Annotated in this window: 9 protein-coding genes and 1 pseudogene; 6 read left to right on the top strand and 4 right to left on the bottom strand. The window is 28.1% G+C overall.

Annotated elements, in window-relative coordinates:
• The first annotated feature begins 1,322 nt into the window (after positions 1 to 1,322).
• Positions 1,323 to 2,039, top strand: a complete 717-nt coding sequence (locus AACZ53_RS10190) for a T9SS type A sorting domain-containing protein (RefSeq protein ID WP_339837901.1) — start codon at positions 1,323 to 1,325, stop codon at positions 2,037 to 2,039.
• Positions 2,040 to 2,159: 120 nt separating this feature from the next.
• Here AACZ53_RS10190 and AACZ53_RS10185 read toward each other — a convergent pair whose 3' ends face one another.
• Positions 2,160 to 2,294 carry a hypothetical protein gene (locus tag AACZ53_RS10185; RefSeq protein WP_339837898.1) on the bottom strand — a complete coding sequence of 45 codons (135 nt, stop codon included), beginning with the start codon at positions 2,292 to 2,294 and terminating at the stop codon, positions 2,160 to 2,162.
• A gap of 460 nt (positions 2,295 to 2,754) precedes the next feature.
• On the opposite strand from AACZ53_RS10185, the gene AACZ53_RS10180 reads away from it, so the two are divergent.
• Together AACZ53_RS10180 and AACZ53_RS10175 are read left to right on the top strand one after the other, a co-directional pair.
• On the top strand, positions 2,755 to 6,321 hold the full coding sequence (locus AACZ53_RS10180) for a PAS domain S-box protein (protein ID WP_339837896.1): 3,567 nt from the start codon (positions 2,755 to 2,757) through the stop codon (positions 6,319 to 6,321).
• 107 nt (positions 6,322 to 6,428) lie between these two features.
• Complete coding sequence (locus AACZ53_RS10175) at positions 6,429 to 6,797, top strand: response regulator (RefSeq protein WP_339837894.1); 369 nt, start codon at positions 6,429 to 6,431, stop codon at positions 6,795 to 6,797.
• Positions 6,798 to 6,923: 126 nt separating this feature from the next.
• Here AACZ53_RS10175 and AACZ53_RS10170 read toward each other — a convergent pair whose 3' ends face one another.
• On the bottom strand, positions 6,924 to 7,676 hold the full coding sequence (locus AACZ53_RS10170; protein ID WP_339837891.1) for a response regulator: 753 nt from the start codon (positions 7,674 to 7,676) through the stop codon (positions 6,924 to 6,926).
• A 324-nt stretch (positions 7,677 to 8,000) separates the two neighbouring features.
• Between AACZ53_RS10170 and AACZ53_RS10165 the strand changes: the two genes are divergently transcribed.
• A complete protein-coding gene (locus AACZ53_RS10165; RefSeq protein WP_339837889.1) occupies positions 8,001 to 8,399 on the top strand; it encodes a response regulator in 399 nt (132 codons plus the stop codon).
• A 293-nt stretch (positions 8,400 to 8,692) separates the two neighbouring features.
• Here the strand turns inward: AACZ53_RS10165 and AACZ53_RS10160 are convergent, their stop codons facing one another.
• Positions 8,693 to 9,430, bottom strand: coding sequence for a LytTR family transcriptional regulator DNA-binding domain-containing protein (locus AACZ53_RS10160; protein WP_339837887.1), 738 nt, complete (start codon positions 9,428 to 9,430; stop codon positions 8,693 to 8,695).
• A gap of 1,296 nt (positions 9,431 to 10,726) precedes the next feature.
• On the opposite strand from AACZ53_RS10160, the gene AACZ53_RS10155 reads away from it, so the two are divergent.
• A complete protein-coding gene (locus AACZ53_RS10155) occupies positions 10,727 to 11,062 on the top strand; it encodes a hypothetical protein (protein WP_339837884.1) in 336 nt (111 codons plus the stop codon).
• Between the two features lie 940 nt (positions 11,063 to 12,002).
• Here AACZ53_RS10155 and AACZ53_RS10150 read toward each other — a convergent pair.
• Positions 12,003 to 12,803 carry a hypothetical protein gene (locus tag AACZ53_RS10150; protein WP_339837881.1) on the bottom strand — a complete coding sequence of 267 codons (801 nt, stop codon included), beginning with the start codon at positions 12,801 to 12,803 and terminating at the stop codon, positions 12,003 to 12,005.
• A 104-nt stretch (positions 12,804 to 12,907) separates the two neighbouring features.
• Here AACZ53_RS10150 and AACZ53_RS10145 point away from each other — a divergent pair.
• Positions 12,908 to 13,008 (top strand): annotated as a pseudogene (locus tag AACZ53_RS10145) (DUF3127 domain-containing protein); the annotation flags it as partial.

Genomic DNA, 13,008 nt, shown 5'->3' with positions numbered 1-13,008 from the left:
CACTTTGCCAGTTGGCTAGAACGTTTTGTTTACAAGAAAAATACAATAAGCCAGCAGTCAAACAGCTTGCCCAATGCTCAAAACAAAAACACGTATGTTACGCAACTCATGCCAGACCTGCCCAAGACAATAGCGAACTCCTTAAAAAAACAAATAAATAAGCCGTGAGCAAATTTTTCTCCCAAGCTTAGTTACATAATGTGGCATTATAGTGCATAACAGCTTTGTTAATTGAAATCGGGTTTGTCACGCACTATAAGATGACATTATGTTAAACATCCCCTCACCCCACGCGCAAGCCAGCGGCTCCAGGGCAACATTTTTTGCAGCTAGAGCGTTGGGTTGTCATCCTGAGCTTGCCGAAGGACAGCTACAAAAAACACCGTCCTTCGCCACTGCCATAAACACATACCTTTTCAATTTGAAATCACAGTTTCTTCAGTATTAAAAAGTACTTTTCCGTTCACTGTCTTTTGCTTCTTTATGTTTAAATAGGTAAGTAGAAGTCTATGCTGAGCCTGTCGAAGTACGTTGTTTTTTGCAAATGCTTCCCAAATCCTATCAAACCCCTAATCACTATTTACTATTCACTAATTACTAATCACTCAAAAAAAAACATTCACAAAAATCAAAATCCCAAGCAAGAGTGTTTTCCAATTTCCATAACCACAAACCAACTGAACACTAAAAACTGAACACTGAACACTACAAAAACACCCTTGCCTGCGCAGCTGCCACATCGCACTAGGCATGTAATAATTGTTTTTTTGTAAATGCTTCCCAAATCCTATCAAACCCCTAATCACTATTCACTAATCACTATTCACTAATCACTATTCACTAATCACTGGACATACTAACTTAGCCAATTTTTAAACACTTAAAACCCAAAAAGAACCACTTATTAATTTTAATAGTCCTTCTTTAGTATTAATGCGTTTATTTACATTTTTATTTTTGTATGGTAATAGAACAAGGTTTTTATTTGTTAGTATAAAAAATAAATTATTTATAATATTTAATTTACACATAATTTCCTAGTTATAATACTGTTTTTTTTCTAACAATTTAGAAAATTTATATAAACCTGGTTGCTAATTTTTCTTTGTTTATTAGTGTTATAAACAAAGCTGATGTTTTTTTAATAGTAAAATCGCTCTCTCTGTTTTGTAATAATATAATTTTCAAAACGTTTATTTTTTATGTAAGAAAGATTAAAAGAGAGAGGGTTTTATTTAATACTTATATTAAATAAAGGTAAAACGATCAAAGTAGAAAGAAAGTATTAAAAACAAATAATTAACAATTAAATCTATCCACAAATGAAGCAATTCTACATTAAAACAATTTTTACACTTTGCACAATCTTTACTGCCAACTTAAATGCTCAAACTTACATCATTGATGCATCAGGTACAAGTACTTGTTCTGCAAATACCGGAATAGACAGTCCTTTTCTTTGTATTTCAGCAGGTGCAGCAACTAATGTTGGGACTTTCACGGATTCAAACACTTCAGGGACACTTACTGCAATCGACATGGACGTATATGATGCTTGTAATGGGGTTTTTGAAGTTTTTCTTAACAATGTTTCTGTTGGAACTGCAACAACTACAGGAACCAATTGTGCTTGTGAGGCAATTGCATCTAACCCAAATATTACAAAAAACATTTCTATTACGGTTACACCAGCAATTGAGGCAGCCTATGTAGTTGGAGGAGTTAACACGATATCAATATCAACTTCAACGCAACAATGTTTCTATGGTGTTGAGATTACTGCTGTAATAGGTGCCCTAGGAGTTGAAAATTTTAATAGCAATAACACAATAAAAATATACCCAAATCCAGCTACTGAAGCAATTACTATTTCTGGATTAATGAATAATGAAGATTATCTAATATATAATTATTTAGGAGCTGAAATTAGGCACGGAAGTATTTCTTACAATCAAAAAATTGACATTGAAAATTTAGATAATGGTTTATATTTCTTGAAATTTAAAAACGGTAAGACATTAAAATTTATAAAAGAGTAAATTTATAACATTTTTTAAAAGGGTATACTGCAACTAATTATGCAGCATAATAGTTTTTTTAAATCTGGTAAACCCTAAAAAAAAATGCCTAGTTTTTTAACTAGGCATTTTTTAATTATGTTAAATATAGTTCTTTTGGAATATGGTTTTCTTTACACCATTTTCTTCAATCCTCATTACAGTAGTACTAAATCCAAAGGGAACTAAATTGTAATAATCAATAGCTTGAATTAGCCATTGTTCTTCTAAACGCATAAGTTTTATAAAATAGTTGTTTTCAATTTTTGTGAATTGATTTTAATAATTATTTTAAAAAATACTTTGGAATAATGCTTAAAACAGCATTACACTTTCTTTAATTTTAGAGTTTATATTCCGTTTTTTAGTTTTGTTTGCCTCTCCTTTCGATCACTAAAAAAACAGCTTCAAAAAAAAAACAAATTATCAATTTTTGCTTCTTTTCTCCGAAAGTAAATTTTGTAGTGTTAGTTACATAATTTAAGAGATTAACGATAAAGAACATATAAAACTATATATTTTTTTAAATTTTAGTAAACTATGTTACATAGAATAAAAGTAGCCTTATGTTTATAACAGAGAGTTTTTTAAGCGTTTTATTAATACATTAAAACATCTAATTAAAGTTATTACATTAAATATGTGTTAGATTAAATTAAATTTGTGCTATATTAATAATAGTGCTAAATAAAACAAAATGAAGAATGCATTTTCAAATAACCAGAATATAGCCAATGCTATTGCTTTAGATTTATTAAAATTAGAGGATTATTTTGAAAAAATGTTACTATTTATAGCTGAAACATGCAGTATTGACAATGCATTTATTACACTGGTAGACAGTAGCAGACACACTGTAAAATCTAAAATTGGCTTAGATTTTTTAACTAATCCAACTGAAATTATTTGTTTTCAGCAACTTGTTGATCGCGAAGAATTATTAGTAGTTTCAAACCTCACTAGCGATTCAGAATTTCAAGCAATTGAATTCAATAATTCTTTTGACTTTTTTGCTGGATTTCCTATAAAAATTTCCGATAATTTGGTATATGGAACACTCTGTATTTTAAATAATAAGTCCGTAAAACTTACTTCAATAGCGTTAAAAACGATAAAACATGCCGTAGCTCAAATAGAATGCTTCTTACAAGTGTATCTTGAAAATCAAAGACTAAATGATGTTATATATCAAAACGAGAATAGTTTTCATTTGCTTAAAAAAAATTCAAGAGAGTTTTTTAACCAATTTGATTTAAATGGAAATGTTACTCATATATCAAAAAATTGGACTAGTTTACTTGGTTATTCTGAAGAGGATATTTTGGGAAGTAACTATAGCAAATATTTCCATCCAGATGATCTCGATTCTTCTTCCGAGTTTTTAAATACTATTGTAGAAAAAACAAATGAGATAGAAGAGCATGTCTATAGAATCAGGCACATGGATGGTCATTATATTTGGTTTTCTTGCAAAATAGAAGTATTTGTAAATAATAAAGGAACTTTCTTTATGGGTATCTCACGAGATATAACTGAATATGTAGAAGATAAAAACACTGTAATAAAGCAAAAAACGTTTTACGAAAAAATCATAAATGGACTACCTACAGGTGTAACTGTATTTGATAGCGATTTTAAGTACTTATATATCAATCCTAGTGCCATTGCAAATGAAGACCTCCGCGAATTTATTATTGGAAAAAATGACTTTGAATATGTTAAAAAAACGAATCAGGACGAAAATTTTGCAATTAATCGAAGAATTAGATATCAAGAAGCATTACAAAAAAAACAAACTATAGAATGGGAAGAAACCCTAAATGACAAGCTTGGGAAAAAAAAATATTATAATCGAAAAATAACCCCCTTGTTTCACGAAGATGGAGCACTTGATGTATTAATTAGCTTTGAAGTAGATATTACGGAAATTAAAAATACGCAATTAGAGGTACTTAATAGTAAAAAACTAACCAGTAAAATTATTAAGAATGCAGGAGTTGGAATCTTGGTTCAAGGACCAAACTTAGAAATATTAGAAAATAATGCCGCAACTTGTCAATTGTTGGGTATTTCTCAAAACCAATTGCTTGGTAAAACCAACTATGATGAGCATTGGAATGTAATACATTTGGATGGTGCCAATTTTAAAGCTGAGGATTATCCTGTTCCACAAGCTATTAAACATTTAAAACCAATACAAAATATAATTATGGGAGTTAATCGTCCGGTACAAAACGATTTGGTTTGGTTGTTGGTCAGTGCTATACCAGTATTTGATAATGATGAAGCACTAATTTATGTAATTTGTTGTTTTAGTGATATAACAACACTAAAATTAGCAGAAGAGGCTTTAAAAGCAAGTAATGAAAGATTTAAGTTTGCAAGAAAAGCTACATCAGACCTTATGTGGGATTGGAACATAGAAACTGGAACAATATTTTTTGAAGGAATGGGTGCTACACAATTTGGAGTTGATTTTGAGAATAATACTTTATTGATTTCAGAAAGTAAAAAATTTGTACATCCTGATGATATAGTTGAAGTTTTTAACAGCCTTGATAAGGCTTTAGATGAAGGAGCAAAGATATGGTCTGGTCAGTACAGGTACCTAAAACAGGACGGTACTTATGCTTATGTTAAAGATAAAGCTGTAATCATTAGAGATGGTAACGGAAAAGCAATTCGTGTGATTGGTGCTCAACAAGATATTACTTATGAAAAAAAGCTAAAAGACGATTTAATACAAAGTGAAAAACAGTTTAAGGGAGCTTTTGTTAATTCTAGTATTGGTATGGCTATTATTGATTTTAAGGGCAAATGGGAAGAAATAAATAGTGAAATTGTAGAATTATTTGGTTACTCAAAGGTAGAATTATTTAAACTTACATTTTCAGACCTCACCCATCCTGATGATTTAGGGGTAGATTTAGATAATTTTGAGCGATTAGCTTCTGGATTAATTTCTAAATTTAATGGGGAAAAAAGATTTTTTCACAAAAATGGAGCTATGGTTTGGGTGAACTTTTCCGTTTCTGTTCTAAAAAATTCTTCACAGGAGCCCCTCTATTTTATTTCTCAATTTGTAGATATCACAAATAGAAAAGAGGTACAACAAGAAAATATTTTATTAGTGGAAGAAAATATTAAAAGCAAAATTATTCAGTTAAATGAAGCCAAAAACATGTATCGTCTTTTAGCGGATAATATGGTTGACTTAGTTTGTTCACACGGTTTAGATGGTAAATTTCAATATGTTTCACCCTCTATATTTAATATATTAGGCTATTTTCCTGCAGAGCTAATTGGTTTTTATCCTGAAGATTTTGTACACATAGATGATGTAAATCGACTTAAAAAAAGTATTTTGGACTTTAAAACTAAAAAAGAAAATACTTCAGCGGAGGTTCGATTTCTTAATAGAAAGGGGAAGATTGTTTGGTGCGAAATTAAGATTAATTTAGTTCAAGAAGAGGGTGTACTAACAAGTTTTCATTCCGCCACCAGAGACATTACATCAAGAAAATTGGCAGAATTAAAAGTTGAGGAAGCTTTGCAAAAAGAAATTGAATTGAAAGAATTAAAAAGCAATTTGGTTTCCACTATTTCTCACGAATTCAGAACACCTATGACAACCATACGAGCAAGTGCTGAATTGATTCAAATGTATTTGGAGAACCAAGAAATAAACAATTATTCACTTTTGCAAAATAGAATTAATACCATTACTGGAGAGATTGACCGTCTAGTTGAACTAATGGATGCTGTGCTAATTATCTCAAAAGATGATTTAGGAAAAACCAACTTCTATCCCGTTAATATTGATTTAAAAGAAGTTTGTTTTGATATTATGGAATTATTAGATATAAATCAAAACCAAAGAATAAAGTTAAAAAAAATATTTAAGGGAGATAGTTTTATTGTTTTTGCAGATAGGAAACTCATGGAATATACACTAATTAACTTGTTAAATAATGCTATTAAATATTCTCTAGGAAGTGGGGATATTTTATTAAATCTTACTGAAACAGAAACTTTTATTATTGTTGAAATTATAGACTTCGGGATTGGAATACCAAAAGAGGACTTAGATAAACTATTTAATACTTTCTTTAGAGCAAGAAATACAATTGGTATTCAAGGCACAGGATTAGGGCTTTATATTGTTAAAAGATTTACGGAAAGAAATTCAGGTTCAATACAATTAGAAAGTAAGCTAGGAGAAGGCACCAAAGTAACTTTACAGTTTTTAAAGATTATAAATTAACATATTTTATATGTATTTAACTAATTTATCTATATATTAGTATATTTTTAATATATTTACAGTAGCATCTATATCTGTTACGGCTTTGGCTATATATTTAACATAAAATGGCTAAAATTTTAATAATCGAAGATGAAGTTGAATTGCGAAATTCAATTGCTGAATACTTATTATTTAAAGGATATGAATTGGTTGAAGCCAATGATGGTTTAGAAGGGCTTGAAAAAACACATAAAGAGCAACCCGATATTATCTTATGTGACGTAATGATGCCAAGACTTGACGGATATGGTTTTCTGCAACACCATAAACTTTCGAATTATGCTCACATTCCTGTTTTGTTAATGACAGCACGAAAGGAACTAAATAATGATTTATTTGACTTAAGTCTTAGTATTAAAGGATATATTAGTAAGCCTTTTAATTTGAATCAGCTCAACCAAATGATTATAGCTAATTTAGTGTCAAATAAATAAATTTTGAAATTAAAAAGGTATTTAATTTTAAGGCAAGGAATAATTAAACCGTTTCATTTGCCATTTTTTTTTATAATGATACAATACTACAAAAAACAGTTTATAGTTTTTATATAATGCATTATTTTAATATTTTAAAGACTTAATATATTCTCTAGCAGTCATTCCAGTATACGACTTAAAACTTGTAGAAAAATAAGAGAACGAATTAAACCCTGTTTCGACAACCAGAAACTGAATGTTCTTTTCACCATTATTAATAAGTTTAATGGCGTATTGGAGTTTAAATTCCCTTATATATTGACTTATATTTTTATTAGTATGTTTTCTTATTTTTTTATCTAATGTTGATTTACTAATGAATAGTTTTTTGGACAATTCGTTAAGGTCAATTTTTGATTTTATATTCTTGATTAATATTTCATTTAGAGCGGTAATAAAATCTTTTTCAGACAATTTTATAGTGACTTTTGAAAAAGGATCTGGTGTTAATTTTTTTAAGATATTTTTTTTAAAATCTAATAGATTCCTAATTTTAAAAATTAATTCTTTCGTGTTAAAAGGTTTTGTGATATAATCATTCACACCATTCTCTAGTTGTTTGTATTTTAAATTTTTGTCTACGTTACCTGTAATAATAATGAAAGGAATAGAATTTTGCTTTAGTTGTTTATGTAATTTAAAAAACAACTCCTCTCCATTCATAATAGACATCATAAAATCACTAATAATTAAATCACAGGTATTTTCTTTAAAATAAAAAACAGCTTCACTCCCTGTTTCGAACCATTTAACATCAAAACCATTTAATGCTAATATTTCCAGAATAGCTAAACCTAAAGTACTGTCATCTTCGATTAATACTATTTTAGTTTTCATACTTCAAAATTACTTATTTATATTTTAATTTAGTGACATTTTATTTTAATAATAACGTTTTATGGGCATTAGTAATTCTGAAAAAATTATTTATTACGTAATATGTAAATAGCTAAATATAAAGTGTTTAATTGTAATGAATTATTATGTACTAACAAAATAAAACTAGTAAAGTTAATATTCCATATGATTAAAAATAAGAGACAACTAACTGATGTTGATTTAAACCTTAGAAAAACATTATTTCAAATTTTTAGTTTTATAAATTACGAATTTAAATCAGCAGTCAATGGAAAAGAAGCATTAGAATTGCTTGAGAATTAGATGCCTGATTTAATTTTGGGTGACATTGTGTTGCCCATTATGGATGGTTTTATGTTTCATAAAATAGTAAAAGAAATTATTTTTTTGTCAGCCATTCCTTTTGTTTCTTTTACAGCCAAAAAAGAAAGTGATTTAATGCGGAAATGCTTACTCAATGGTGCAGATGGCTTTATGATCAAACCTTTTAAAAACAAAGAATTAAATGATTTAGTTGAAGCGAAAATTAAAAGATTTAAAAAAATAAAAGAGGCTTATAACCCTTTATACATTGGTGAAAAAAAATATTTAGTGCATGAAGTCAATACAGCGCTCAATGGAATACTAGGAAGTATCGATGGGCTAATTGAAAATCGAAATGATATTACAAAAAATAATTACAATTTTTGGTCATTTATTTGACGCCAACTATTACAAGTTAGTTATAAAAGACTTTGGAATTGGTTTTAATAGTGATGAGTTATTAGAATAGATGCTGGATAACAATTTAATTGTGAAAAAAGAGAACAACAAGGATTAGGATTCGGTCTTTTCTTAGTAAAAACATTTTGAAAAAAGCTAATGGTATTTTTACTATTATTTCTGAAGAAAATAGGGGTACAGAAATTTAATTGTTTTTTCCTTTATATAAAAATTAACTAAAAAGCCCTTGCTTTTTGTTTTAGATGCGATTTTTAATATTTATAGGGTATAAATTAAATATTTAAAACTTTATTTAAGTCTTCAAATTTTCTTTTAGATACAGGTATATTTAAATTGTTGGTCATGTGACAAGAATACCCATCAATTTTATTGATTTTTAACAATCTATTTAAGTTGATTATGTACTTATGATGTACGCGGCAAAATACTTCGTCATTTAATATTTTTTGAAATTCGCCAATATTTTTACTAGCCATCATAGTTGAACCGTCAATTGAATGGATTACCGTATATCTACCATCAGCTTCAAAATAAAGAATGTCTTCTACTTTTAAAATATCTATTTCTTTTATGGAGTTAATAGTTATGAATTTATTGAATTTTTCAGTAGGGGTACTATTCGATACTTTGCTATTTCTAGATAATGCAATAAAAGAAATAGTTTTAAGTAAAGCATTTTCAAAATCGACATCAAGGATAGGAGTAATTAGATAATCTTTGATGTTATATTTTATGCAATTTAAAGCATGATTTGCATTATCACTTACCACAATAATTGAGGGTTTGTTTTTAGTAAATTTATCTAAAAAATCAAATAATGAAGCATCTATATTGGCAATATTTACTACTATCAATTCGGGTAACGTTTCTAAATATTTTGGATAAGCATCCAAAATAGTATCACTATAGGCTATAGATAGATATTCTATATCTATGGTTTTGAACGTTTGATATAAATTACTTTTTGATTCATTTATGCCGTTATCAATGACTAAAACTGATACATTCATAATAATAATAATAATAAAGTTATAATTAATAACAAAAATATAGTTAATAATTCTATTATTATTTGATATGCTAGTTATCTTAAAAATATATACTCATAATTTAAAAAGCAGGAAGTTTTATTCTTTTATTTTTTTTATAAGTGTTATATTAAGAGACATAACTGTGTTTTTTTATCCAACATATGCTAATAAACAAAATAATTTATAAAGTTACTAAATTTTTAAAAAAAAAAGATAAATGCTTATTTTTAAACAATAACGCTTTATCTTATTTATTAAGGAATTATTAATATAACTATTTCTATTCATAGTCCAGTTTCAAGATGTTTTTTTGGATCCTGTGTTAGTTTTGTCTGTAGTTTGATAAAGGCTCTTTTTTTTGCTTAACTGCATAGTGTTAAAAAAAAATGTATATATCTCTTTGATTATAGGCCTTTGTAATTTAAAAAAAGTAAGACTATACTTTGGTTCGTTAGCAAGTTGGAATTGACGTTAGCAGAATTGCCTTTGATTCTATGTTTCAATAAAGTCGTGAGACTAGTTCTAAAATTGGAATAGGGGTAAACCCATGAGTTTTTACGGATAGTATCACCCCCTTTGCAGTAAACGAAGCCTATAATGGTTAATCGTTTTAAGCACATAAAGACGAAAGTTATTCAAGTGGATTTGGCAAGTCAGACTACTTTGTAAATCGTTACTGGTGGAGCATTTAAATATCATTTGAATTTATTTTGAGCTTTTGAACCAACATAACCTTAGCCTATGCATTTGTAATGGTTGCTTTGTCTTAATTGTTCCAGTTGTTGTCTTGCTATAACTTTGTTGTTAAGTCATTTTTTTTACTACAGAATAATTGTCTTTTTAATGACTTATTACAGAATTGATACCACTTATTAATATCATGTTTTGATATCGTGTAAAATAATTTAAGTTTGTTTCAATTCTTATAATTTATCTTAGTATAATTTTTATTTCAAAGACAGAGAGCCATATATAATGTGTAGAAAAAGCAAGCATTCTTAATATTGTCATTAAGAATTTTACATTATCCTTTTTTAACCAATTGTAAACTAATGCTTTGTTTTATATTTTTTAAATTTTAGAGGTAACAGTATGGATTTTTTAATTTATGTTCTAATATATATATTCAGTGCTTAATATTTAATTTTTTTTAAGTAATCTATAGTAAAAATTTAATGAATAAATTGTTATTGAAACTGTGTTTTGTATAAATAAAAACACTTTGAATGGTTTCCTTCTCTTTTGAATAAAAATGATTAAAACTAATAAAAAACTATGAAAGTACTCTTATATGATTCAAATTCAGCTTTTTCCATATTAATATATAGTATGTACAAAAATTTATTTGAGATTAAAAAAATAAACAATAAAAACTCGCTCTTAGCAAAGAATGTTTTTAAATACGACATTTTTATAGTTAAAACCAAAGAAGATATGTTTATTTTGACTTATCTGATGGCCTATATAAATAACATAATTGTTTTGGTAGATGATAAACATATATTAGATGATTTGTATCATTTACCTAAAATAACTATTATTAATACTACCGTATTAAAGCATGAATGGATAAAAAACCTGGATGAAGTACTTTTAACAAGCATAGTATAAGTAAACTTACTTTTTATAAAAAAAACCATAAAAAATTTAATTATGTACTTTAAATGTTAAATGAAACCCCGAGTTTTTTAATACTAAAAGATTTTTTGCCGAATTACTTTAAACTTTTAAGAGAGGATAATGCATTAGAAGAAAAGGATATTAAAACTATTTTTTCTGAACTCCAAACGATGTTGTCATTCCTTAACATAAAAACCACAATTTGTGAGATATACTCTTTAAAAGAATCCGGTGTTTTTTTGTATAATGATGGTTTTTTAAAGTATAATTTTGTTTTATGCAGTTATAATGCAAACGTTAATAATTATAAATTTTATCACTTCGAAAAGGATTTATCTTTTTATTCCTCCAAAAGTGTTTTAGAGAATGTATCAAAAAGAATTTGTTTGATTATATCGGTCTAAGGGTAAAATTAGGAGGCTCAAAAAACTGTTTTGTATAGTATAAATTGACGCAAATAAGCAGATAAATGTGTAACCGCTTTTTTTGCTTTAAGCTGTTAAGTCAATAAAAAAAAGGATATTTTTTTTTAAAACTATAAGTACGACTAGTTTATCTCCCTTTATACGACTTTATTTGGTTAACATAATAGCTAAAATAACCCAAGTTGTTTTATGTTTTAACACGTTTTCAAAAATAGAATAAGGCAGTATTAAAACACTGTATACTGAAATGACATTATTTCTCTGAAGTAGACCTAAACTTCTGGCCATAAACATATAAAAACTCGTTTTGTCTAATTTTTTTTAAATTTAAGTAGATTTGTTTTTAATATAAAAGCTTACCTAGAATAAGAAAGAATAGTACTATAAAGGCTCATGATACATTTTTGATGCCGCTTCGCTACACAAAAACGCTAGGTCACGGTTGCTTAACTTTCATCCAACAGCTTTTTCATTAAATTTATATTAGACCCCAACCTTCAGTTCCTTCAATTATCTGGAAGAAAACGTTGCACATTTACTTTTCCAGTAATTGTTGGACTATTTAATAACTTTGTTACTCGTGCTATATTTGAGGCACTAGAAAGTAAAGTAATTTGACCATCGGTCAAAGTAACAATTGAAGATGTTGCTACATCAAATACATTTGAAACCTCAATTTTGCCAGCACCAGCAATTGAACAAGTAGAGGTTACCGTTAAATTAGCAGGTTTTATGTCAACATTTATGCTAACCCCATTGGTATTGCTAATCGTTAAAGTTTTCAAAGGATTTGTACCTGCAGATGCGGGTGTTAACTCTCTCCCTGATTGCTTAACCCCACTAGCATTTGTTTGTAAATAGCTTATATTATAGGTGTTTGAAACATTTGACATTCTTGGTTTAGAGCTAATTACGTCTAAAAAGCTTCCATCAGCGATGTAAATTGTGGCATTGTTTTCGTAGGTTAAATACCTTATTACGTTAGGGCCACTAGTTGAACCTGACATAATGCCTTGAATAAGTTGTAAATTACCATTTTCTGCTATTGTTGTGGCATTGTTTATGGTTCTAAATGTTCTTGGGGAATTAAGGATTAAATTTTTGTACAAAAGATAAGGTAGATCATACACTGTAGTGGCCGTTGATCTAAATTCAACTGTTCCCCCTGAAAAATCTGGAGCATCAAGACCCGCTGATGAAATTACGGGCGTATCATTTTTAAAAACTATCTTGCTAGCTCCTTGGTCAGTAGTATTGGTTAAATATCCTGATTCATAAGTTCCTGAAGATTGTACATTTGATATCAATTGCCCAGATAGCTCTATGGTTCCTGATATATGTCTTAATTTCGCAATATTATTAGTTGTATTAGCTGTGTTTACTCTTGAGGCTATTGTAATATTGTTGGTAACAATTAATTGTGCAATATCCTCAACATATAATGATTGAGTTTACACAAGATAAAACTGATTTATTAAGCAGTTATGCTCCAGGAGAACAAGTTAAAGTTTC

The sequence above is a fragment of the uncultured Flavobacterium sp. genome (genome assembly GCF_963975005.1).
Classification (GTDB): Bacteria; Bacteroidota; Bacteroidia; order Flavobacteriales; family Flavobacteriaceae; genus Flavobacterium.
The sequence above is the reverse complement of the archived record's forward strand: the minus strand, read 5'-3'. Positions and strand labels throughout refer to the sequence as shown.